We start from the raw sequence: 22506 nt of genomic DNA, 5'->3' as shown, positions 1-22506 counted from the left end.
ACTCTCTGATCACTCTCCGATATCTTCGTTCCATACTTCCGGCTGTTCGCGGATGAATGTCTCCATCAGCTCCCGACAACGCGCATTGTCCACGACGTCCACCTTGACGCCTTGAGCGCGCAGATGGTCTTCCGCGCCCATGAAGGTCCTGTTCTCACCCACGACGACATGGGGAATCCCGTAGAGCTGGATGGCGCCACTGCACATCGGGCACGGTGACAAGGTAGTGTAGAGCACGCACTCGCGATAGACCTTCGCCGGCAGACGTCCGGCATTCTCCAGCGCATCCATCTCACCGTGCAGTACCGTGCTGCCCTTCTGCTGACGCTGGTTGTGGCCACGCCCGATGATCTTGCCATCGTGGACCAGTACCGAGCCGATCGGTACGCCACCTGCGGCATGGCCCTTCTCGGCCTCCTCGATGGCCGCTTGCAGGAAACCTTCGTGATCCTGAGTCTGCGCTGACATGGTCTTGCTCCTGAATATTCAGTAAGGGGGTTCAGTCATGAAACATCGGCGATGACGACATGGGGAGGCCACCCTGCAGGCACGCCCCTGTGAGCGAACCTGGCGTGAACGGCGAGCATCACCCGAGTCCCGCTTCCCCTGTCATCATCTGACGGGCTCGTCTCAGCCCTTCATTGCCGGCATTGGTGGGCTCACCGACTTCATTGGCAAGCTCGCGGAAGCTGCCCATCGCACCGAGCAGCGCCGAGGCTTCATAGGGGATGAAGACTCGATCACCGTCACGGGCCATGTCCGGCAGCATCTGCAGGTATTTCTGTCCCAGCATGTAGCCCACCACCAGCTGCGGATCTTCCGCCCCGATGGCATCACGCAGCTGGTAGATGGCCTGGCGCTCACCTTCGGCACGCAGGATGGAGGCCTGCTTGTCGCCCTCGGCGCGCAACACCGCGGACTGCTTCTCACCTTCCGCCGTGGCGATGGCCGCCTCGCGCTGACCATTGGCCTCGGTGACGGTGGCACGACGCCGGCGCTCGGCCGCCATCTGCAGACGCATCGCATCCTCGACTTCATCGGGCATGCTGATGTCCTGGATCTCGACTCGGGTGACCTTGACGCCCCACTTGTCACCGACCTCATCCATGGTGACCTGCAAGGCATCATTCACTTCCTTGCGACTCTCGAACAGCTTGTCGAGCTCCATTCGTCCGATCTCGGAACGCAGGCTGGTCTTGGCGAGCACCTCGATGGCCTGGGTGAAGTTCTCCACTTCATAGACCGCACGCTTGGGGTCGACGATCTGGAAATAGAGGGCGCCATTGACGGTCACCGTCACGTTGTCCGTCGTCACCACGCTTTGTCCCGGAAAGTCCATCACCGTCTCACGACGGTCGATGCGCGTCTCCTCGACCACCAGCGGCAGGTTGTCGCCCTTGATCTGGCGATAGCGGCGAATGGTAATCGAGCGCGGCTTGTCGATGAAAGGCACGACCAGATTGATACCGGATTCCAGAGTACGGCTGTAGCTGCCGAGCCGTTCTATCACGACGGCTTCGGACTGCTGGACGATCATCAATCCCTTGGCCAGCAGAATGACGACAAGCGCCACGATGAAGAGAATGATGATGAGACCCGGACTGATGATCATGTTGCTCAACTCCCTTGAACTGGGCAGCTTCCTGCCGCCCGAATGAATGGTGATATCACCACTTGCCCGACCGCCAGGACGGCGAGGCGGACCTTGAGACAGATTACTCGACGCGCTCCACGCAGAGCGTGATGCCATCGACGCTGAGGATCCTGACCGTGTCCCCCGCTGCCGGCTTCGTCTCCCCCTCCCAGCGTAGCGGATACTCATTGCCTGACACGCGCACGGCAAGTTTGCCGCCGTTGCCGATGATCACCTTGGCCAGCTGCCCGGTCTCCGCGCCACTGCCCAGGGTACCGTAGGGCGTCTTGGGCAACAGATAGGGATGGATCTTGCGGACGAACAACGGCACGACCACCAGCGCCGTGATCGCGACGCTGATCAGCTGGACGTTGAGCCCCGCCCCGAGAACGGATGCCAGAGCGCCACTCAGCGCACTGACCCCCAACGCCAGCAGCACGAATTGCGCCCCCAGCAACTCAAGCCCCGCCAGAATCAACCCGAGAATGACCCAGAGATGCCACGCTGCCACACCTGTCATGCCATCGTTCTCCCAAGCGTTTCTCTCGTCCATTGCGGCCAAGAGACTGAAGAAATCTCGTGCTGAAAATGCCACGAGCGCAGCCCGAGTAAACCTCAGACTGCGCTCGTGTACCAGACTGGCATCGATGATGAGAGGAGCGCTAGCGCTTCGCCTGCAACAGCTCGGTATCCGCCGGCACCACCAGTTGCAGAGCCTGTGGCGCGATACTGAACTCGCTGTCCTCGATCAGATGACTCTCGCCGTCCAGATTGACCGGCAGCGGCTCCCCCCGATAGCGCAGCGTATCGGTACGCACATAACGCACGAAATGACCGTTCTCAGGCAGGGATTCCAACTCTTCCACCACCTCACCGATGCGCGCGATGGGGAAATCACGAATCACCAGCACATCGAAACCGGCATCATCGAGCAAGGCCCGTGGCGCCAGCTCCTGCCCGCCACCGGCCTGCCGACCATTGCCGATGGCCAGCACGAACAGCGCAAGCTCTTCCTCGACCCCATCGAGCGTGAGACGTCCTCGATAGGGACGGAAATCCCACGCCTTGAGCACGCCCATCAGCGAATAGGCCCCACCCCCGAACAGCTTCTTGAGTCCGGCCGGGGTCGAGCGGGTCACCTCCGCTCCGAAACCGGCCGAAGCGACATTGAGGAAGTAGGCATCATCGAGCTGCACCAGATCCACCGCTCGTGATTGCCCTTCACAGGCCAGTGCCAGAGCCTCGGAGATACCGGGCGGTATCCCGAGCGAGGTCGCCAGGTCATTGGCCGTCCCCAGCGGAAGAATGGCCAGTTCCGGACGTTGAGCCCGTGGATGCGTCATCAGCGCATTGGCCAGCAGGTTGAGCGTGCCATCCCCGCCCCCGGCAATCAGGCGTGTGACGCCTTCCGCGATCGCTTCATCCACCAACCTCGCGACATCCTGTGCTTCGAAGGTCAGACGTATCTCCAACCCCTGGGTGCGCTCACGCTGGGCGAACAAGGCATCACGCAGCTCAGGCTGCTGTGCCTTCTCACCGTTGAGTATCACGCGCACACGCGCCGCTGATTCCATGTGGTGTCTCCTTGGCGACATGCGGATCGAGCGACAAGCATACTCCCGTCAGGCCTCAGGAATGAACCACCCACGCGAGCCCACATCGGTTAGCTGCCCTGAGGTGTCTCATCGACGCCAAGCCCCGGCTGACGGCGCGCGCCCAGCAACAGCAAGGGAAGAATCATCACCACGCTGATCAGGAGCAATCCCTGTTGCGGCGCCAGCGGGGTACTGAGCAGCGCGGTGGCCACGATGGCCGAGCCCCCCAGCTGAATGCTGCCCAACAGCGCCGCCGCCGTACCGGCACGCTCACCGAAGGCTTCCAGCGCCAGACTGGAAGCGGCGCCTAGGGCCAGCGAGAAACCGACTGACAGCACTCCCACCGGCACCATGAAGGCTGCCGCCGACAACGGCAGCCAGGCCATGGCAGCCCCTTGCATCAGCCCGGAGACCAGGATGATCGCCAGTCCCAGCCGAACCGTCGGCTGGCGTCCCAGCCGGGTGATCACGCGCGGTGCGAAGAAGAACGTCAGGATATTGATCACGGCGTTGCCCCCAAACATCGCGCTGAAGGCAAGCTCGGAATGGCCGAGCGTTTCCACCAGCAACTCGGAAGAGGAGGAGACATACAGCAGGATCGCACTCATCGCCGACATGGCCACCAGCGCCTGATACAGGAAGCGCCAGCTGGTCAGCACCGGACGATACCGCGCCCAATTGTAGAGCGGACGCTCCACCACCGTGTTGGCGGGGCGCGTCTCGGCGAACAGCCGCCAGGCGGCTGACCCGACGCATAGCGCGAAGAACCCCATGAACAGGAAGTTGGAACGCCACCCGAACTGCACCGCCAGCAGGCCGCCCAGAACCGGCGCCAACGCCGGAATGATGCACAACGCGCCGTTGAGGTAGCTGTACATCCTGGCACCCTGCTCCGGCGTATAGCAGTCACGCACCGCCGCGAAGGCCACCGTGACGGTGGCACAGGCACCCAGCCCCTGCAGGATGCGCCCGACATACAACATGCCGATGTCCTGGGCCAGCGTCGCGACCACGGCACCTGCCAGGTAGACCAGCGCGCCGCCCAGCAAGGCGGGACGACGACCATAGAGGTCCGTCAGCGGCCCGACCAGAATCTGGCCGACCCCCACCGCACCGAGAAACAGGGTCACCGTCATCTGCATCACGTCGGTGGGCTGCGCAAACTCGCGCGCCATCGCCGGCAGCGATGGGAGATAGATATCGATCGCCAGCGGCGAGAACATCACGCAGCCGACCAATAGCAGCAGCAGTTGTCGGGCACTCGGCAGGGGCCGTGCGGTAGCGGAGGAAGACGCGGACATGGAGTCTCTCATGGAGTCGGAAGGCAGCTCAACGGCGAGTGGCGAGCGAGTCGGAAGCTGCAGAGACTAGCGCCTGTGACTTATGCTGCAAAATGATATTATTTCAGCCCTGATATTCCACTGGCGAAATTCATGACCTCGACTTCCCGCCATGCTCCCTCCAATGCTGGCATCCGGTCACCCGGCCTCCTCAATCCGCGCCTGGACCTCAATCTCCTGCAGGTATTGCAGGTGCTTCTGGAAGAATGCAGCGTCACGCGGGCCGCGGGCCGTCTGCACCTTTCCCAGTCGGCCGTCAGCAAGAGCCTGGCTCGCCTGAGAGCGATGTTCGATGACCCCCTCTTCATTCGAGAGCGTCATGGCCTGCGGCCCACGCCACGTGCGCTCGGGCTCAGGGGTGAGCTTGCCGAGCTGCTCTCGCGTCTCGAGCATCTCAGCGCACCGCCGACCTTCACGCCCGCCACCAGTCGCCGACGCTTCCAGCTGGCCGTACTGGAGAGCGCCTGGGCGACGCTGATGCCCTCCTGTACCCGCGCCCTCACCCAGGCCCTCCCGCTCGGCAGTCTCGAGATCAGTCGCTGGCAGGCCGACTGTCTCAATCTGATGGAAAGAGGCCTGCTGGATATCGGCCTCGGGGCACACGACCATCCGACCGACACGCCAAGCGAGCCCCCGGCGCTACCGAGAGGCTTCCACTCGCACACCCTGTGGCGCGATGATCACGTGATGTTGCTGCGCGACGGCCATCCACTGCTCGAGCGTTCGGTGCCGCTGACTCTCGAGGAGTTCGCCACGCTCGATCATGTCCAGGCCACCTGCGAGGGCCGCTCTCGCTGGTCGCTGGATGAGCGGCTCGAACGGCATGGTGCTCCGCGTCGCATCAAGGTACTGGTGCCGGACTTCCGGGATGCCTTGAGCATCGTCGCGCACAGTGAGCTCATCTTCTGCGCACCCAGAAGCTTCGCCCAGGCCAGCCGCCAGCAACACGGACTGGTCATTCGCGAACTGCCGCTGAAACTGCCGGCCCTGAGTTATCGCCTCATCTGGCATGCCAGCCACGAGCAGGACCCGGGCCATCGCTGGCTGCGTCAATCGCTGATGACCCACATTCGCAACGCCCATGGGGCAGACGCAGCCGCCGACGAACACTAGAATGGCCGCACACTCTGCAACCCACCGCTTTTGCGAGCGCTGACCGAGGGTGCTGATCGAGAGCCCTGATCGAGAGCACTGATCGCAAGCGCAGTGCAAGCGTCGTCCAGCCCTCCACCAGGGCTTGGCCCGACGCGCAAGCACTCACCTCATATCACCATCCGCCTGTACACGAGGTATTTCCATGCGCCCCATCATCCGCCTGTTCTTCCGCACTCTGCGACTGGTACTGGCCCCCTTCATGCTGATCAGCGAAAAGCTGACCCGTGGCAGCGCGCTCGAGCGTAGCCCCGCCCAGCAGGCCGAGGTGGACGCCGAGACCGCCAGGCTGGCGCTGTATCAATTCTCGACCTGCCCGTTCTGCATCAAGGTGCGCAAACGCATGCATCAGCTGAACCTGAACATCGAGCAGCGCGACACCCAGCACAACGCCACTCACCGCCAGGCCCTCGAACAGGGTGGCGGTCGCGTCAAGGTGCCGTGCCTGCTGATCACCCATGACGATGGCCACGAGGAATGGATGTACGAATCCGACACCATCAATGCCTATCTGCAGGAACGCTTCAGTCGCGCCGCCTGAGACTCTCGCAAGCCTCGAGTCCGCCCGAGGTGCGCCTTGGCAAACAAAACGACGCCGCTCTCATGAGCGGCGTCGTTGCGTCAGCGGGACAGTCATCAGCATGCCGTTCAGGCCAGCGTCTGACACATTCCCGTCCGCTTAGCCCGGTGAGCCTGGCTCATCCGATCCATCGCCCACACCATCGCCAATGTCAGCATGACGGCCCCCAGGGTGTGCGCCAGCGCCAGATCCAGTGGCAGCCACCACAGCACATTGGCGATCCCCAGCCCAGCCTGCAGGCCCCAGGCTGCCAGCGCCCAGCCCCAGGGGTTGAGCGTCCCCGTGGTCATGAAGCGCCTATCGCCCGCCAGCCTCGCCAGCGGGCGTGCCAGTGAAGAGGAAGGTCGCGATGGAATGACGGCCTCGGGATGCCCGGATTGCACATGACGCCGCTGGCGCCAGTAGAGCATCAGCAGCACTGCGCCCAGCAACACCGCTCCACCGCGATGCGCCAGATGGATGGCGGTACGCGCCTCCCCATGCAGCTGTCCGTGCAGATAGCTCGGGCCGACATCCTGAGACAGATGGAAGCCCTCTCCCCAATCCATCGCCGGCCATAGCGAGCCATTGCAGGTGGGGAAACCCTCGCAGGCGAGTCCGGCATAATTGCTCGAGGTCCAGCCTCCCAATGCCAGCTGTCCAAGCAACAGTGCCGCTGCCAGCGTGGCCAGCCACGGCTGACGCAAGACACGATGCCCGTGATCGTCCGCCGCCTTGGGCAGCGTTGCTCTCGCGTCACGCGCCGCCAGTCGTCGCGTCAGTGACAACCACAGCAACAGCAGCAGACTCGCCACGCCCAGGCCGCCCAACAGATGCAACGTCACCACCTGTGGCCAGAGCTTCAGCGTGACGGTAAAGGCGCCGAAGGCACCTTGTATCAGCAATGCCGCCAGCAACAGCCAGCACCCTGCCAGCGGGAAACAGGTAGCCATGTCCAGCGCCCGATGACGCATGCCTGCCGCCGACCGGGCGAGCCGCAGACGGCGCTCACGCCGCCGGACACGCCAGCCCAGCACGAGCAATGCCAGTGACGCCAGGCCGAGCAGGCTCGCCGCATAGCGGTGAATCATCTCTGCCCATGCCTTGTAGCCCTCCAGCGGGTGGTGAGGACTATGCAAGCTTGCCGTGTGCGCATCCGGCACCACCAGGGCGCCATAACAGCCAGGCCAATCGGGGCATCCCAGGCCGGCATCCACCAGGCGCGTCCAGGCCCCGAGGCCGATCACGAGAATGACCAGTCCCAGCATGCCGGCGACCAGATGCCGAGCCATCCGCCACACACGCAGGAGGTCTGTCTGACTGACTGCCTGCCGGGTCATCGAGTCATCAGCAGCGGTCAGCGGTGTGATTCCCGGCACACTCCCAGGCAAAGGATGCCCTGTCAGCGAAGTGGCAGAGGCTGAGGGACGCAGGAACGGTGGCGGGGGTATCAGCGCGGCACCGCGCTGACGGGCGCGCGCGCTGACACGGGGACGCAGAGGGTAGCGCGGGTGCGAGACAAGGCGAGACATGGCGTATCTCCCTGCTGGAGAGAGCTAGGGGCGAGCGAGTGATCGACGCATCACACGCTCAGCTCAGCGCGGCGCAGCCGGATTGCGCTTGAGCAATCGGCGCACATCCTTCATGACGGCCTGCGGTGTGATCTCGGGGCCATATGCCACCACGACTCGCCCCTGTGGGTCGATCAAGCGCAACGGCTGTGGCGAGGCCCCGGCACCATTCGCCGAGGGCCAATGGCCCAGCGCACGCTGCTCCCCCGGTACTTGGGGATGCTGAAAGGACTGCTCGGCCACCACCAGACGCCCCAGCCGCGGCGCCTCCTTGCCAAGGGCGCGGTGCAGACGCCACCAACGTTCGGCCTGCGCCGTGGCCAGCTCCGACCGACTCGGCTCCGGCCAGCTGAGCCAGAAGCGCTGCTCATCCGCGCCCTGAGCGGCTCTGGGCGGCATGCCACTGTCATCCCCGGACTGTCGCGGGGCTGATGCACTCACGAGATACTCCAGTGACCAGTCCTGCAGCGGCATCACGTCCGGCAGCAAGGCGCCGTTCGCCACCCGCCCTTCGGGTATCCCCACCTGCACACTCAGCATGGCCCACGCCAATGGCAACGGGGCAGACAGCAGCCCCAGCAATGCCACGAGTTTCAGACGCTGTCGCATCACGTGTGTCATACCACCTCCTCCAGAGCAAGACGTCCCTTGACTCGCTAGACCTGGCGCTGACGCAGCGCGGCCTGTCGTTGGCGGCGCGCGCCCACGATCATCACCACCGCCGCACCGAGACTGAGCCCTAGCCACTGCAGGGCATAGGCATAATGGCGCTCAGGCGTCATGTTGCTCGGCTGCCACCAGGGCAAGAACCTTCCCGCACCGCCGGTCTGATGCACGATGCCGGCAAACGCCGGAGCGCCAAGCACCTTCCAGGCACTCAGATCCACCTGCTGCAACCGCTGCCCCTCCCGGTTGGGGCCGAACAGTGGCCCACCGCTGGTCCCCTGGCCGTTCAACCACTGCCAGCGACCCCTGATCACCAGAGAGCCTTCAGGGGTGGTGAACTCCGGGTCCGCACGTGGCGCTGGCGATGCCACGAAGCCCCGCTCCACCAGCCACCAGCGGCCATCCCCGGACCTGAAAGGCGTGAGCACCGCCACGCCATGGCGCTTGTCCAACGTCCGGTTATCCAGCAACAGGCTGTGCTCCGCGAGCCACTCGCCCTGCAGCTCGATCAGGCTGGCACTCGCTGGCGGTGCCGTCGGCATCACCAGTTCCGGCGCACTGGCCGTATCTTCCAGATGCTGGGCTCGCGCCTGGCCTCGCATCACCTGCCAGCTGCACAGACACAGGCCCAGCACGATCAGGCATCCCCAGAACAGCCACCAGCCACGCCCGACACATCGCTCCTGCGGCGCCTCCGGTGACGCCAGCGCTGTCATCGCCGACTTGCGCTTGTCTGCCGGATGGGCTCGACTGTCAGATACGGGGCGAGCGAGAGCCTTGCCCTCGCCTAGCAACGTCTGCGCCCCGGGAGGTGACATGCTGCTCAAATCGCTGATCGCGCTGGTCTTCGTCGGCATGCTGGCAAGTCTCATCGCCGGAGCCGGCTTTCTGTTGCACGACGGCAGCCGCAGTCGGCGCCTGCTGACGTCTCTCAAGTGGCGAGTGGGCCTGGCGGTCTGTCTGGTGATTCTGCTGGTCATGGGCTTCTCCACCGGAATGCTGAACTGACTCGCGCTCGACGCTCTTCGGCCTGCCTCAGAACACGTAGACGAACAGAAACAGGCCGATCCACACCGCATCGACGAAGTGCCAATACCAGGCTGCCGCCTCGAAGGCGAAATGGCGCTCGCGGGAAAAATGACCGCGAATCACCCGAACCAGCATCACGATCAGGATCACGGTGCCGATGGTGACATGCAGGCCATGAAAGCCGGTCAGCAGGAAGAAGGTACCGCCATAGACACCGGCTTGAAGCGTCAGCCCCAGGTGATGCCAGGCCTCGTAATATTCGAGCCCCTGCAACAGCAGGAAGCACACCCCAAGCGCCACGGTACCCGCCAGCCAGTTGCGCGCCGTGCGGCGATATCCCATCTTCAGCGCCTCATGGGCCACCGTCAGGGTGACACTGGAACTGACCAGCAGCAGCGTATTGGCCAGCGGCAACTGCCAGGGGGACAGCACCTCCTTCGGTCCGGCAATGCTGGCATCCGGCGGATTCATCAAGGGCCAGCTGGCCGTGAAATCAGGCCACAACAGCGCCGTCACGCCCTTGGCACCCTCACCATCCAGCCATGGCAACGCGAAAGTTCGTACGTAGAACAACGCGCCGAAGAAGGCAGCGAAGAACATCAGTTCAGAGAAGATGAACCACGCCATGCCCCAACGAAACGAGCGGTCCATCTGATCGTCGTAAAGGCCGCCCATCGACTCGCGAACGACATCGCGAAACCATCCTGCCATCACCAGCACCACGGCCAGCATGCCGATGCCTGACAACCAGGCGGCGCTGCCATGCACCATCCAGATTCCCGTGCCGATCATCATCCCACCCACGGCCAGCACACCGAGGATGGGCCAGGCACTGTGTGCCGGAACGTAATAGCTGCCACCGCTCATCGTTCACCTCCTGCAGAGTTCTCTGCCAGGTCGCCCGCCGGCATCGACGGCATCGTGACCGGGTAAAGGGTATAGGCCAGCGTCAGGTCGCGAATGCCCTCGGGGAGATCCGGGTCCACCTGGAAGACCAGCGGCAACTCGCGCCGCTCTCCCGCCGCCAGCGTCTGTTCCTGAAAGCAGAAACACATGATCTTGCGCAGATGCAGCGAGCCCTCGGCAGGACTGACGCTGGGGACCGCACGACCACGCACCGGATGATCGGCGTGATTGGTGAACACGAAGCGCGCGCGGTACTGGCCGCCGGGATGAATGCGGAACTGCTCATCCAGCGCCTCGAGTGTCCAGGGCAGACCCTGTCCCTGCTGGGTGATGAAGCGCACCGAGACCCAACGGCTTTCGTCGATCTCCATGGCCACCGCAGCCCTGGCCTGACTGGCGGCCTTGCCATTGAGGCCCGTGAGATTGCAGAAGACGTCATAGAGCGGCACCAGCGCGAAGGCGAAGCCCAGCATCCCGACCAGCGCCAGCAGCGTGCGCCGCACGGTACGTGCCACCGCCTGTTGCTGTGCTGCGTGATCGCGTGAGGACATGTCACTCTCCTGGCCACTGGCTATCGCTCAGCGGATGATCTGACCATCGCGGGTCTGCGGCGGTATCTCGAAGGTATGCAGCGGTGCCGGGCTTGGCACGCTCCACTCAAGATCCACCGCCCCTTCCCAGGCCTTGGCTGGCGCCCTGACACCGCCGCGCGCGCACTTGATGATCACGACCAGGAACAGCAGCTGCGAGATACCGAACAGGAAGGCCCCGATACTGGACAGCATGTTGAAGTCGGCGAATTGCAGCGCGTAATCCGGAATGCGCCGTGGCATGCCGGCCAGCCCCGAGAAGTGCATCGGGAAGAAGGTGAGATTGACGCCGATGACCGACATCCAGAAATGCCATTTCGAGAGCCCCTCGTGGGGATAGAAGCCGGTCCACTTGGGTAGCCAGTAATAGGCCCCGGCGAGAATCGCGAACAACGCGCCGGGCACCAGCACGTAATGGAAATGGGCCACCACGAAATAGGTGTCGTGATACTGGAAATCCGCTGGCGCGATGGCCAGCATCAACCCCGAGAAGCCGCCGATGGTGAACTGGACGATGAAGGCGATGGCAAACAGCATCGGGGGCTCGAAGCTTAAGGAGCCACGGAACATGGTGGCGATCCAGTTGAAGACCTTCACGCCGGTCGGCACCGCGATCAGCATCGTCGTGTACATGAAGAACAGTTCCGCCACCAATGGCAGGCCGACGGCGAACATGTGATGCGCCCAGACCAGGAAGGACATGATGGCGATGGAGCCGGTGGCGTAGACCATCGAGGCGTAGCCGAACAATCGCTTGCGCGAGAAGGTCGGCACGATGGCGGACACGATCCCGAAGGCCGGCAGGATCATGATGTAGACCTCGGGATGGCCGAAGAACCAGAACAGATGCTGGAACAGCACCGGGTCTCCCCCGCCTGCGGCATTGAAGTAGCTGGTGCCGAAGTTGATGTCGAACAGCATCATGGTGATGGCACCCGCCAGCACCGGCATCACCGCGATCAGCAGGAAAGCGGTGATCAGCCAGGTCCAGACGAACAGCGGCATGTCCATCAGGCGCATGCCCGGCGCACGCAGATTGAGGATGGTGGCGATGATGTTGATGGCGCCGAGAATCGAGCTGATGCCGGCGATGTGTAGCGAGAAGATGAAGAAGCTGGTCGAGGGCGGCGCATAGGTGGTGGAAAGCGGTGCGTAGAAGGTCCAGCCGAAGTTGGGCCCCCCGCCCTCCATCAACAGGGTGGAAAGCAGCAGCAGGAAGGCGACCGGCAACAGCCAGAAGCTGAAGTTGTTGAGACGCGGAAGCGCCATGTCAGGGGCGCCGATCTGCAGCGGAATCATCCAGTTGGCCAGTCCCGTGAAGGCCGGCATGATGGCACCGAACACCATGATCAGCCCATGCATGGTGGTCATCTGGTTGAAGAACTCCGGCTGCACCATCTGCAGGCCGGGCTGAAAGAGCTCGGTACGGATCACCAGTGCCATGATGCCGCCGATGAACAGCATGCTCAGCGAGAAGATCAGATAGAGCGTGCCGATATCCTTGTGGTTGGTGGTCAATAGCCAGCGCAGCATGCCGCGCGGCGCGGTGCCATGGCCTCCTCCCGCATGGGAGCCGCCTGCGGAATAGCCGCCGGCGGTCCCCTCGCTCTCGCTGGCCTGAAGTACCGCCTTGCGTGGCTGTTCACTGGCCATGACACGCCTCCTGAATGCGTCGCTTGCACGCTATTGAGACAGCTGTTCCTTGATGACGGCTGGCTGTACCAGCTCGCCGGTATCGTTGCCCCAGGCATTGCGCTCATAGGTGATGACAGCCGCCAGCTCGACCGGACTGAGCACATCGGCGAAGGCCGCCATGGGCGTGCCTGCCTTGCCGTTCACCACGATATCGATGTGCGCCTGCATGTCCTGCGTGACGATGGCACTCCCCACCAATGAGGGGAATGCCGGGGGCATGCCCTGGCCGTCCGGCTGGTGACAGGCGGAGCAGATGGTGGCGTAGGTCTTCTCGCCCTTCTCCATCAACTCCTCGAGACTCCAGTCGCGTCCGGCATCATTGCGTGACGCTTCGGCCTCGGCCTTGCGTGCGATCAGCCACTCGTCGAATTCGGCCTCCGGCAGCGCCTCGACCACCACCGGCATGAAACCGTGGTCCTTGCCGCACAGCTCGGTGCATTGGCCGCGATAGGTGCCGGGTGTCTCGATGCGGGTCCAGGCCTCGTTGATGAAGCCGGGGATGGCGTCCTTCTTGACGCCGAAGTCCGGCACCCACCAGGAGTGGATGACATCGGAGGACGTCGTCAGGAAGCGCACCTTGCGATTGATGGGCAGCACCAGCGGATTGTCGACTTCCAGCAGGTAATGCTCGCCCTTGGCGGCGGTGTTGTTGATCTGCTCGCGCGGGGTCGCGAGACTTGAGGTGAAGGCGACATCCTCGCCCAGATACTCATATTGCCAGCGCCATTGGTGCCCGGTGATCTTCACGTCAAGCGCCGATTCGGAGGCGTCGTACATGTCCTTGAGGGTGGCGGTGGCGGGAACTGCCATCACCACCAGGATCAGCAACGGGATGGCGGTCCATAGAATCTCGATGCGGGTGTTCTCGTGGAAGCTGGCCGCGACCGCACCACGCGACTTGCGATGCTTGACCATCGCGTACCCCATCACACCGAACACCACGATCCCGATGACCACACAGATCCAGAAGATGATCATGTGCAGGGAGTGGATCTCGCGACTGACGGCCGTGACGCCGACCGGCATGTTGTATTCGACTCCCCATGCCGCGGGAACGAGCCCCATCAGTGACACCGCCGTCATCGGGCGCCACAAGCGCCGCCACCGGAGTGCGGTGACACGGGAAAGGCATTCCGCGATCCACGACATCGGCGCCTCCTTGTCATTGTTATCGAGAGCCTCATCCGGATGACGGCAATGAGCGACTCCCTGTGCTCCGACTTGCTTGGAGTATAGAAGAGCTGGGCGGAACACAAGGTCGCGTGGATCAACCCACTGATACTCCTTGGTCGCAAGGCGAGGAAGTGCAACAGCGGCTACGCGGTTCCACCAGACAAGCGCCGGCAGGGCCCCGGGCGACTTCCGCGATGTCTCCACGCACCGCGCGCATTCCACCTGCTTGCCTGCGCTTGCAGACAGGGTCCACGTCGGGTCAGCCCGGGGCGACCAATGGCGAAGTTATATGCGCAAATATAGATGTTAGCGTCACGCCGATGACACGCCATGCACTGCCGTCGCCCCACTCACACGCCTACTGGAACGCCCCATGAACGCCATCTGGCTCGCCCTGTTCGGCTGTCTCGCCTTTGCCATCGGTTATCGCTTCTACTCGCGCTTTCTGGCGGAACGCATCTTCCGTCTCGACCCCGATTACGTGACTCCTGCCCATGCACTGCGCGATGACACCGACTACCTGCCGACCAATCGCTGGATACTCTGGGGCCACCACTTCACCTCGGTCGCCGGTGCAGCGCCCATCGTCGGGCCGGCGATCGCCGTCTACTGGGGCTGGCTGCCGGCGGTGCTGTGGGTCGTGCTGGGCAGCCTGTTTGCCGCAGGAGTCCATGACTTCGGCACCTTGACGCTATCGGCGCGTCACCGAGGCCAGTCCATCGGCACGCTGGCGGACAAGCTGATCGGCAAGCGCGCCAAGCTGTTGTTCCTGTTCATCATCCTGATTCTGGTGCTGATGCTGAACGCGGTGTTCGCCTGGGTAATCGCCAACCTGTTCATCAACTTCCCGGCCAGCGTGCTGTCAGTGCTCATCCAGATTCCGCTGGCGGTCTGGATCGGCCATCGTGTCTATCGGCGTGGCGGCAAGATGCTGTTGCCCTCGATACTGGCGCTGCTGGTGATGTATGCCGCTGCCCTGCTGGCCGGCCAGTACGAATTCTTGCAGATTGATCTGGCCGGCACCTTCACCGCCATGGCAGGCGGCGAGGATGGCACCTTGCTGTTCGGCCTCTCACCGATCTCCAGTGCCTTCCTGGTGTGGATCGTCGTGCTGATGGCCTATGTCTACATCGCCTCGGTGCTGCCGGTGTGGAAGCTGCTGCAACCGCGCGACACCATCAATTCCCATCAGCTGGTGGTCGGGCTGGTGCTGCTGTATCTGGGGCTCGCCGTGGGCGGCCCACATCTCACGGCGCCGGCCTACAACACCGAAGCCGAGATGTCCTTCTATCCGCTGCTGTTCATCACCATCGCCTGCGGCGCGATCTCGGGCTTCCATGGACTGGTCGCCTCGGGGACCACCTCCAAGCAGCTTGCCCATGAGCCGGATGCACGCATGATCGGCTACACCGGCGCACTGGGCGAAGGCATGCTGGCGCTGATTTCCATCATCGCGGTAGCGACCCTCTTCGGGACCCAGGCCGATTTCACCGCCACCTATTCAAGCTTCGCCGCCGCCGGTGCCAACGGGCTCTCCAGCTTCGTGGAGGGTGCAGGACAGCTGATCTCGCACCTTGGCCTGCCGGCCAGCATCGGCAGTACCCTGGTGGCGGTCATCGTGGTGAGTTTCGCGGCCACCACACTGGATTCCGCGGTACGTCTGATGCGCTACATCATCGCGGAGCTGGGCAGCGAGTACGGCATGCCGGCACTCAGCCACAAGCACGTCGCGACCAGCATCGCGGTCATCTCCAGCGCCGCGCTGGTCATCCTGCCGCAGGGGCCCAAGGGCTTCGGTTCCGGCGGCTATCTGCTGTGGCCGCTGTTCGGGACCAGCAACCAGCTGCTGGCAGGGATCTCGCTGATGCTGATCTCGGTCTGGCTCAAGCGTCAGGGACGCCCGGTGATCTACACCCTGGCTCCGATGGTCTTCCTGATGATCATGACCCTGTGGGCGATGGTGCAGCAGGTAGTCCTGGACTGGTCCGGCATGGGCAGCAACGACCCGCAATGGCTGCTGTTCACCTTCGGCAGCCTGATCATGGTATTCGCGCTGTGGATTCTGCTGGAGGCCAGCCGCAGCCTGAAAGCCCCCGCCCAGGTGAGCGCCCATGAGAGCTGATGACGACTCCCGCATGGCGCGCTCGCCACGACACCCCGGACTGACGAGGCGCCTGCTGACAGGTGCCGCAGGGCTGCGGGATGGCTGGGAGGCCATGCTGCGCGTCAATCAGCAACGTGACCTGGCGCAGCTCGCCCGCGAGGAGGAAGACATCTTCATGATGATGAGCTTCGCCGAGCTGATGGGTATCCCCAATCCGGCACCCGCCGTCTCACTGGAAATGCTGCCGCTGATGCTGGAGCGCATGCACGACTGGCACCTGCGCCAGGGGCTTGAGCATTCACCGCTGGAAGGGATCAAATGCTGCTGAACTGGCTCAGGCGGCGTCGCCGACAGGATGGGACCCGACGCACGCATGCAGCCGAAGGCCGCTCCGACCCCGGCAGGGTGCGTGATACCCAAGAGGAAGGCGCCGCCCCCCGCCCCGAGATCTGGTTCTTCGGTGGCAAGGGCGGTGTCGGCAAGACCAGCTGCGCGGCGGCGCAGGCATTGGCGCTGGCAGAGAAAGGCGAGCCGACACTGCTGGTGTCGACGGACCCGGCGCACAATCTGGGCGATCTGTTCGAAGATCTGGGAGGCAGACCGCGCGCCATCGCGGCGTGCCTGGATGTGATGGAGCTGGACCCCGAACAGGAGTGCGAGCGCTATCTCGAGGAGGTACGCCAACGCATCGCGCCACTGGTCAGCGGAGAGCGCAGCGCCACGGTGATGCGCCAGCTGGCACTCGCACGCCATGCACCGGGCACCAGTGAAGCGGCGCTCTTCGATGCGCTGGTCGAGATCATCCTTACCCCGCCGGCCCCACTGGCACCGGACAGCTCATCGTATCGACACATCCTGTTCGATACGGCTCCCAGCGGGCATACCATCCGACTGCTGAGCTTGCCGGAGGTGCTGGGCGGCTGGCTGGAAGGCATGCTGGGCCAGCGCCGGCGAGCCGTCGCGGAGCGCAGCCTGTGGCTGGACAGCCAGCAGACAGCCACCGCCAGCGAGACCGGATCTTCTGCCCCCGAAGACCCGATCAGCGAAGCGCTGGAGCAACGTCGTACCCGCTACAAAGCGCTGCGTCGGTGCCTGACGGATGCCAGCCGGGCGCGCGTCATCCTGGTCAGTACGCCAGAGAAGCTGCCCTGTCTGGAGACGCTCCGTACGCGCGAGGCACTGGAAAGCCATGGGCTCTGCGTCGGCGGCCTGATCATCAACCAATGCCTGCCGGATGCCCCGTCAGAGGTGTCGGGCGCAAGCTCGCCCTCCTCCGGGGAAGCACAGGCCGACTGGATCACGAGCTGGCGTGAGCAGCAGTTCCAGTGGGCGGCCAGACTGGAGAACGCCTTCGCTGATCGCCCCTGCCTGCGCCTGTCACGTCAGTCACGCCTGCCGGAAGACAGGGAGAGCCTCGGTCCCCTGATCACGGCACTCTCGTCGTTCCGCCCGTGGTCTCACAACTCCTCATCGACACCTTCCTGGCACTGCCTCCCTGAATGAGATGCTCGATCACCGCGCCACGCCCTTCGGGCAAAATTTCTTCCCGGTGCGCAGTGATTCAGCATTCATACACCTCTATCTGCTAACTTATGCACCATTGACGCATAGGATGGGCTGTCACCGCCTCATGTCTCACGAAGCTAGAGTGGGGCAATGCATGAGAACGATCCACATGATGGCAAGAGAAAGGTATTGCCAGGATCATGCAAGCCTGAACATAAGGTGCTGATCACCTGGCAACAATCTGTTGCAGCACGATGCGCAATAACTGCACAAAACAACCATACAGCCGCCTCGCCATTCCGATAGAATAGCTGGCTAAATATTTTTCTCATCATGACACCATTGCCTTGGCGTGCCGCACCCGCGGCGGGCCAGGGTGTGACGATTGAAACGCACCTCAGCCCCTGAACTTCGTAAAGGACGCTCCATGGCCCCGACTTCCCTCCGTCTACCCCGCCTGCAGAGACAACCCTTGGCCGTCAATGCCCGCCGCCTTGGCTTGCTTCCGGCAAGCCTGCTGCTGATCGGTGCCCTGTTGGCCGGTTGTAGCGGCGACAAGGAAGAGGCTGCCCAAGGCCCCTCCGCAGGTGCAAGCCAGGCCGCTCAGGTCGATGTCATTACCGTCACCACGCAGGATGTGCCTATCACCACCGAGCTGCCGGGCCGCACGCGCGCCTATCAGATCGCTGAAGTACGTCCGCAGGTGGGAGGCATCATCGAATCGCGTGACTTCACCGAAGGCAGTGACGTCAAGGAGGGGCAGGCGCTTTATCACATTGATTCACGCACCTATCGCGCCGATGTCGAGAGCGCCAAGGCGAGTCTGGCGCGTGCCGAGGCGAGCCTCAACACCTCCAGCCTCAAGGCCAAGCGCTTCAAGAACCTCGTGGCACGCAAGATGGTCAGCCAACAGGATTATGATGATGCCGTGGCGACCGTCGGCGAGGATCGCGCCGATGTCGCCTCTGCCAAGGCTGCCCTAACCAGCGCCCAGATCAATCTGGATTACAGCGTGGTGAAGGCCCCCATCAGCGGTCGTATCGGCAAGTCGAGCGTCACCAAGGGCGCATTGGTCACGGCAAGCCAGGACACCAGCCTGGCAACGGTCCAGCGGCTCGACCCCATCTATGTTGACGTGACCCAGTCCGCTACCGAAGTTCTGCGCCTCAAGCGTGAATTGGCCGAGAATCGCGATGCCGCCGCAGCACCGGCTCAAGCATCGGTGGAACTGGTAATGGAAGATGGCAGCGTATACGGCACTCAGGGCAAGTTGCAGTTTGCGGATATCACCGTCGATGAAGGTACCGGCATGGTCACGCTGCGCGCTCTGTTCCCCAACGAGGACGAGCTGTTGTTGCCCGGCATGTTCGTGCGTGCCCGCCTGACGGAGACGGTGGCCAGGGATGCCATTCTGGTTCCGCAGAAAGCCGTGAGTCGTGACAGCAAAGGCAATGCGAGCGTGATGACGGTCAATGCTGACAACAAGGTCGAAGCCAAGCAGGTAGTGATCGGTCAGGCCATCGACAATCAGTGGCTGGTGACCAATGGCCTCGACAACAATGACAAGGTCATTGTCAGCGGACTGCAGAAGATCAAGCCGGGTGCCACGGTCGAGATCGCTGCCAACGAGACGAGCACTGACCAGAATGGCTCGGCTCAGTCCGAGACTGCGGTCAGCGACTCCTCGGAAAGTGAACCGGCCGGGACTGGCAATCGCCAGTAAGCCTGCCGCCTCTTTTCGCGCCACTGTCGCCAGTCACTGAGCTATGCGTATCACGCCTGACTGGCGGCACGTCCCGAACGACGTTCCAGGAGCCTCAAACGTCATGGTCAGATTCTTCATCGATCGCCCTATCTTCGCCTGGGTGCTCGCCATCATCGTGATGCTGGGGGGTATCTTCAGTATCCTCAAGCTGCCGATCGAGCAATATCCCTCGCTGGCCCCGACCAGCATTACCATTCAGGCCACCTACTCCGGCGCTTCAGCCCAGACGGTAGAAGATACGGTGACTCAGGTCATCGAGCAGCAGATGAACGGCATCGACAATCTGCTGTACATGAGTTCGAGTTCAGACTCCCAGGGCAATGCCAGCATCGAGCTGAGCTTTGACACTGGCACCGATCCCGACATCGCTCAGGTGCAGGTGCAGAACAAGCTGCAGCTGGCTACCCCGCGCCTGCCGCAATCCGTCCAGAACCAGGGTGTCTCGGTCACCAAATCGTCCGGTAGCTTTCTGATGGTGGCAGCTTTCGTCTCTGACGATGGCAGCATGACCAAACAGCAATTGACCGACTATGTCGCCTCCGATATTCAGGACGAGGTAGCTCGCGTTCAGGGCGTGGGCGAAACTCAACTGTTCGGCGCACCGGGGGCCATGCGCGTCTGGCTTGACCCGCAGAAGCTCAACAACTTCAAGCTGACCACCAGCGATGTCACCACGGCCATCAGCACGCAGAACAACCAGATCGCCTCGGGCCAGCTTGGCAACCTGCCGGCAGTGAAGGGTCAGCAGCTCAACGCTACCATCGTGGCTCAGACACTCTTCGAGACACCGGAACAGTTCGGCAACATTCTGCTCAAGACACAGGAAGATGGCTCTCAGGTCTATCTGCGCGATGTCGGCCGTGTCGAGAAAGGGGCGGAAAGCTACAGCACCGTCAGCCGCTACAATGGCAAGCCTGCTGCAGGGCTGGGCATCAAGCTCGCCTCGGGTGCCAACGCACTGGACACCGTACAAGCCGTCAAGGATCGTCTCGGTGAGCTGTCCGACTACTTCCCCCCGGGCATGAGCTTCAAGGTACCTTACGACACCTCGCCCTTCGTCAAGATTTCCATTGAAGAAGTGGTGATGACGCTGCTGGAAGCCGTGGCGCTGGTCTTCCTGGTAATGCTTCTGTTCCTGCAGAACTTCCGTGCCACGCTTATCCCCACCATCGCCGTCCCGGTCGTTCTGCTGGGCACCTTCGGGGTGCTGGAAGTGATGGGCTTCTCCATCAATACCCTGACGATGTTCGCCATGGTGTTGGCGATCGGGCTGCTGGTCGACGATGCGATCGTGGTGGTGGAGAACGTCGAGCGCGTGATGCATGAGGAAAAGCTCTCGCCGCTCGAGGCGACGCGCAAGTCAATGGGACAGATCACCGGCGCTCTGGTCGGCATCGGTCTCGTGCTGTCTTCCGTGTTCATCCCGATGGCCTTCTTCCCCGGCACCACAGGGGCAATCTTCCGTCAATTCTCGGTGACCATCGTCTCGGCCATGACGTTGTCCGTGCTGGTGGCGTTGATCCTGACACCGGCCCTGTGCGCCACGTTGCTGAAGCCGACCAAGGAGAAGACCACCGGCTTCTTCGGGCTGTTCAACCGGGTCTTCGACCGCTCCAACGCGCGCTACCAGAAAGGCGTCAGTGGCATGCTCAAGCGCACTGGCCGTTCCATGCTGGTCTACGCCTTGATCGTGGTCGGCTGCGGGGTACTGTTCACTCGCATCTCCACGGGCTTCCTGCCCGATGAAGACCAGGGCTATCTGTTCAATCAGGTCATCCTGCCGGTGGGCTCCACTCAGGAACAGACGCTCGAGACGCTGGAAAAGGTCGAGCATCACTTCCTCGTCGACCAGGAAGATGCCGTTCAGGAAATGTTCGACGTCGCCGGCTTCAGTTTCGCCGGCCAAGGCCAGAACATGGGCCTGGCGTTCATCAACCTCAAACCCTGGGATGAACGTACTCGTGACTCCTTCAGCGTGGTCGGACAAGCTCAGAACTACTTCAACACCTTGAAGGAAGCCGTGGTCTTCGCCATCAACCCGCCACCGATCATGGAACTGGGCAACGCCAGCGGTTTCGACATGATGCTGGTGGACCGAGGGGGTATCGGCCATGAAGCGCTGACCAATGCACGCAATCAACTGCTGGGAATGGCAGCTCAGAATCCAGCCGTGACCGGCCTGCGTCCCAATGGTCTGGAGGACAGCCCGCAGTTCACGCTCAACATCGACGAGCTCAAGGCGACAGCGATGGGTGTCTCGTTGTCAGAGGTCTACTCGACTCTCTCCACGGCGTGGGGCTCGAGCTATGTCAATGACTTCCTCGACAACGGCCGCACCAAGAAGGTCTACGTGCAGGCAGAAGCCAGCGCACGCATGCAGCCGGAAGATCTCAAGAAGTGGTACGTCCGCAACACCTCTGGTGAGATGGTGCCACTGAACGCCTTCATCCACGGTGAGTGGACCTATGGGTCTCCGCAGCTGGAACGCTACAATGGCGTCTCCTCGATGGAACTGTTGGGTCAGGCGGCACCGGGTTACTCCACCGGTCAGGCCATGCAGGCCATGGAAGACATGGTCGGCCAGCTCGATAATGGCGTCGCGCTGGAATGGACGGGCATTTCACTGCAGGAATCCCAGAGTGGCGGCATGGCTCCTTATCTGTATGCCATCTCGCTGGTCTTCGTCTTCCTGTGTCTGGCCGCGCTCTACGAGAGCTGGAGCATTCCGTTCTCCGTCATGCTGGTCGTCCCGCTGGGGGTCCTCGGCGCCCTGCTCGCCACCTGGCTGCGTGGCCTGGATAATGACGTCTACTTCCAGGTCGGCCTGGTGACCACCATCGGGCTCTCGGCGAAGAATGCGATCCTGATCGTCGAATTCGCCAAGGACCTCGAGGTCCAGGGCCGCTCACTGATCGACGCCACCATGGAAGCGGTACGCATGCGTCTGCGCCCGATCCTGATGACCTCCATGGCCTTCACCCTGGGGGCCGTGCCACTGGCCATCTCGACCGGTGCCGGTGCGGCCAGCCGTCATGCCATCGGCAACGGCGTGATCGGCGGGATGATCTCGGCCACGGTACTGGCGATCTTCCTGGTGCCGGTCTGCTATGTGGTGGTTCGCCGCGTGTTCGGGGAGCCGAAAGAGCTCAAGCGGGCCCATGAAGCCGCAAGCCAGGAAGACGATCTTGTCTGAGCATTGATCGCACGCTTCCTCATTGCCGT

Annotated in this window: 20 protein-coding genes; 8 read left to right on the top strand and 12 right to left on the bottom strand. The window is 62.9% G+C overall.

Annotated features, from left to right (window positions below; translation table 11 throughout):
* Positions 1–9: 9 nt before the first annotated feature.
* The 5 genes from AC26AR_RS04835 to AC26AR_RS04815 all read right to left on the bottom strand — a co-directional run bounded on the left by AC26AR_RS04835 (position 10) and on the right by AC26AR_RS04815 (position 4529).
* Positions 10–468 (bottom strand): nucleoside deaminase, encoded by a 459-nt coding sequence (locus tag AC26AR_RS04835; protein ID WP_077372290.1) that lies wholly within the window; start codon positions 466–468, stop codon positions 10–12.
* A 118-nt stretch (positions 469–586) separates the two neighbouring features.
* On the bottom strand, positions 587–1612 hold the full coding sequence (locus AC26AR_RS04830; RefSeq protein WP_077372286.1) for an SPFH domain-containing protein: 1026 nt from the start codon (positions 1610–1612) through the stop codon (positions 587–589).
* 103 nt (positions 1613–1715) lie between these two features.
* Complete coding sequence (locus tag AC26AR_RS04825; RefSeq protein WP_488107646.1) at positions 1716–2153, bottom strand: NfeD family protein; 438 nt, start codon at positions 2151–2153, stop codon at positions 1716–1718.
* A gap of 142 nt (positions 2154–2295) precedes the next feature.
* Positions 2296–3207: a lipid kinase YegS gene (yegS, locus tag AC26AR_RS04820; RefSeq protein WP_077372280.1), complete on the bottom strand. Its 912-nt coding sequence runs from the start codon at positions 3205–3207 to the stop codon at positions 2296–2298.
* An 89-nt stretch (positions 3208–3296) separates the two neighbouring features.
* Complete coding sequence (locus AC26AR_RS04815; protein ID WP_176502746.1) at positions 3297–4529, bottom strand: multidrug effflux MFS transporter; 1233 nt, start codon at positions 4527–4529, stop codon at positions 3297–3299.
* A gap of 132 nt (positions 4530–4661) precedes the next feature.
* Between AC26AR_RS04815 and AC26AR_RS04810 the strand changes: the two genes are divergently transcribed.
* Both AC26AR_RS04810 and AC26AR_RS04805 read left to right on the top strand, forming a co-directional pair.
* Positions 4662–5681, top strand: a complete 1020-nt coding sequence (locus tag AC26AR_RS04810; RefSeq protein WP_289862989.1) for a LysR family transcriptional regulator — start codon at positions 4662–4664, stop codon at positions 5679–5681.
* A gap of 184 nt (positions 5682–5865) precedes the next feature.
* Positions 5866–6261, top strand: coding sequence for a glutaredoxin family protein (locus tag AC26AR_RS04805; protein ID WP_488107645.1), 396 nt, complete (start codon positions 5866–5868; stop codon positions 6259–6261).
* Positions 6262–6368: 107 nt separating this feature from the next.
* Here AC26AR_RS04805 and AC26AR_RS04800 read toward each other — a convergent pair whose 3' ends face one another.
* The 3 genes from AC26AR_RS04800 to AC26AR_RS04790 form a co-directional block, all read right to left on the bottom strand.
* Complete coding sequence (locus AC26AR_RS04800; RefSeq protein ID WP_488107885.1) at positions 6369–7571, bottom strand: COX15/CtaA family protein; 1203 nt, start codon at positions 7569–7571, stop codon at positions 6369–6371.
* A gap of 303 nt (positions 7572–7874) precedes the next feature.
* Positions 7875–8471, bottom strand: a complete 597-nt coding sequence (locus AC26AR_RS04795; protein ID WP_176492975.1) for a hypothetical protein — start codon at positions 8469–8471, stop codon at positions 7875–7877.
* A gap of 35 nt (positions 8472–8506) precedes the next feature.
* A complete protein-coding gene (locus AC26AR_RS04790) occupies positions 8507–9334 on the bottom strand; it encodes an SURF1 family protein (protein WP_488107644.1) in 828 nt (275 codons plus the stop codon).
* Here AC26AR_RS04790 and AC26AR_RS04785 point away from each other — a divergent pair.
* Positions 9333–9524, top strand: coding sequence for a DUF2909 domain-containing protein (locus AC26AR_RS04785; protein ID WP_077372262.1), 192 nt, complete (start codon positions 9333–9335; stop codon positions 9522–9524). The genes AC26AR_RS04790 and AC26AR_RS04785 overlap by 2 nt on opposite strands.
* Positions 9525–9551: 27 nt before the next feature.
* Here the strand turns inward: AC26AR_RS04785 and AC26AR_RS04780 are convergent, their stop codons facing one another.
* The 4 genes from AC26AR_RS04780 to coxB are packed head-to-tail and all read right to left on the bottom strand — an operon-like array spanning position 9552 to position 13885.
* Positions 9552–10412, bottom strand: coding sequence for a cytochrome c oxidase subunit 3 (locus tag AC26AR_RS04780; RefSeq protein WP_488107643.1), 861 nt, complete (start codon positions 10410–10412; stop codon positions 9552–9554).
* Positions 10409–11002: a cytochrome c oxidase assembly protein gene (locus tag AC26AR_RS04775; RefSeq protein WP_077372256.1), complete on the bottom strand. Its 594-nt coding sequence runs from the start codon at positions 11000–11002 to the stop codon at positions 10409–10411. The genes AC26AR_RS04780 and AC26AR_RS04775 overlap by 4 nt, the downstream gene beginning before the upstream one ends.
* A 27-nt stretch (positions 11003–11029) precedes the next feature.
* Complete coding sequence (gene ctaD, locus AC26AR_RS04770) at positions 11030–12694, bottom strand: cytochrome c oxidase subunit I (protein WP_488107642.1); 1665 nt, start codon at positions 12692–12694, stop codon at positions 11030–11032.
* 30 nt (positions 12695–12724) lie between these two features.
* Positions 12725–13885 carry a cytochrome c oxidase subunit II gene (gene coxB, locus AC26AR_RS04765; protein WP_488107641.1) on the bottom strand — a complete coding sequence of 387 codons (1161 nt, stop codon included), beginning with the start codon at positions 13883–13885 and terminating at the stop codon, positions 12725–12727.
* Between the two features lie 397 nt (positions 13886–14282).
* On the opposite strand from coxB, the gene AC26AR_RS04760 reads away from it, so the two are divergent.
* The 5 genes from AC26AR_RS04760 (at position 14283) to AC26AR_RS04740 (ending at position 22477) form a co-directional block, all read left to right on the top strand.
* Positions 14283–16031, top strand: a complete 1749-nt coding sequence (locus AC26AR_RS04760) for a carbon starvation CstA family protein (protein WP_077372250.1) — start codon at positions 14283–14285, stop codon at positions 16029–16031.
* Entirely contained in the window at positions 16021–16341 is a 321-nt protein-coding gene (locus AC26AR_RS04755; RefSeq protein WP_205700460.1) for a cory-CC-star protein, read from the top strand. Before AC26AR_RS04760 ends, AC26AR_RS04755 begins: the two co-directional genes overlap by 11 nt.
* Complete coding sequence (locus tag AC26AR_RS04750; protein ID WP_488107640.1) at positions 16332–17516, top strand: ArsA family ATPase; 1185 nt, start codon at positions 16332–16334, stop codon at positions 17514–17516. The genes AC26AR_RS04755 and AC26AR_RS04750 overlap by 10 nt, the downstream gene beginning before the upstream one ends.
* A 430-nt stretch (positions 17517–17946) precedes the next feature.
* Entirely contained in the window at positions 17947–19242 is a 1296-nt protein-coding gene (locus tag AC26AR_RS04745) for an efflux RND transporter periplasmic adaptor subunit (protein ID WP_176492972.1), read from the top strand.
* A gap of 103 nt (positions 19243–19345) precedes the next feature.
* Complete coding sequence (locus AC26AR_RS04740) at positions 19346–22477, top strand: efflux RND transporter permease subunit (RefSeq protein WP_417331559.1); 3132 nt, start codon at positions 19346–19348, stop codon at positions 22475–22477.
* The last annotated feature ends 29 nt before the right edge of the window (positions 22478–22506 follow it).

This window comes from Cobetia sp. PS-4MA (assembly GCF_057670765.1).
The sequence above is the reverse complement of the archived record's forward strand: the minus strand, read 5'-3'. Positions and strand labels throughout refer to the sequence as shown.

Coding starts and splice junctions, on each gene's coding strand:
- AC26AR_RS04795 (WP_176492975.1), bottom strand. CDS start 8,471: ATGACACACGTGATGCGACAGCGTCTGAAACTCGTGGCATTGCTGGGG.
- AC26AR_RS04810 (WP_289862989.1), top strand. CDS start 4,662: ATGACCTCGACTTCCCGCCATGCTCCCTCCAATGCTGGCATCCGGTCA.
- AC26AR_RS04790 (WP_488107644.1), bottom strand. CDS start 9,334: ATGTCACCTCCCGGGGCGCAGACGTTGCTAGGCGAGGGCAAGGCTCTC.
- yegS (WP_077372280.1), bottom strand. CDS start 3,207: ATGGAATCAGCGGCGCGTGTGCGCGTGATACTCAACGGTGAGAAGGCA.
- AC26AR_RS04745 (WP_176492972.1), top strand. CDS start 17,947: ATGGCCCCGACTTCCCTCCGTCTACCCCGCCTGCAGAGACAACCCTTG.
- AC26AR_RS04760 (WP_077372250.1), top strand. CDS start 14,283: ATGAACGCCATCTGGCTCGCCCTGTTCGGCTGTCTCGCCTTTGCCATC.
- AC26AR_RS04830 (WP_077372286.1), bottom strand. CDS start 1,612: ATGATCATCAGTCCGGGTCTCATCATCATTCTCTTCATCGTGGCGCTT.
- coxB (WP_488107641.1), bottom strand. CDS start 13,885: ATGTCGTGGATCGCGGAATGCCTTTCCCGTGTCACCGCACTCCGGTGG.
- AC26AR_RS04825 (WP_488107646.1), bottom strand. CDS start 2,153: ATGACAGGTGTGGCAGCGTGGCATCTCTGGGTCATTCTCGGGTTGATT.
- AC26AR_RS04740 (WP_417331559.1), top strand. CDS start 19,346: ATGGTCAGATTCTTCATCGATCGCCCTATCTTCGCCTGGGTGCTCGCC.
- AC26AR_RS04780 (WP_488107643.1), bottom strand. CDS start 10,412: ATGAGCGGTGGCAGCTATTACGTTCCGGCACACAGTGCCTGGCCCATC.
- AC26AR_RS04800 (WP_488107885.1), bottom strand. CDS start 7,571: ATGGCTCGGCATCTGGTCGCCGGCATGCTGGGACTGGTCATTCTCGTG.
- AC26AR_RS04835 (WP_077372290.1), bottom strand. CDS start 468: ATGTCAGCGCAGACTCAGGATCACGAAGGTTTCCTGCAAGCGGCCATC.
- AC26AR_RS04805 (WP_488107645.1), top strand. CDS start 5,866: ATGCGCCCCATCATCCGCCTGTTCTTCCGCACTCTGCGACTGGTACTG.
- ctaD (WP_488107642.1), bottom strand. CDS start 12,694: ATGGCCAGTGAACAGCCACGCAAGGCGGTACTTCAGGCCAGCGAGAGC.
- AC26AR_RS04755 (WP_205700460.1), top strand. CDS start 16,021: ATGAGAGCTGATGACGACTCCCGCATGGCGCGCTCGCCACGACACCCC.
- AC26AR_RS04785 (WP_077372262.1), top strand. CDS start 9,333: ATGCTGCTCAAATCGCTGATCGCGCTGGTCTTCGTCGGCATGCTGGCA.
- AC26AR_RS04775 (WP_077372256.1), bottom strand. CDS start 11,002: ATGTCCTCACGCGATCACGCAGCACAGCAACAGGCGGTGGCACGTACC.
- AC26AR_RS04750 (WP_488107640.1), top strand. CDS start 16,332: ATGCTGCTGAACTGGCTCAGGCGGCGTCGCCGACAGGATGGGACCCGA.
- AC26AR_RS04815 (WP_176502746.1), bottom strand. CDS start 4,529: ATGTCCGCGTCTTCCTCCGCTACCGCACGGCCCCTGCCGAGTGCCCGA.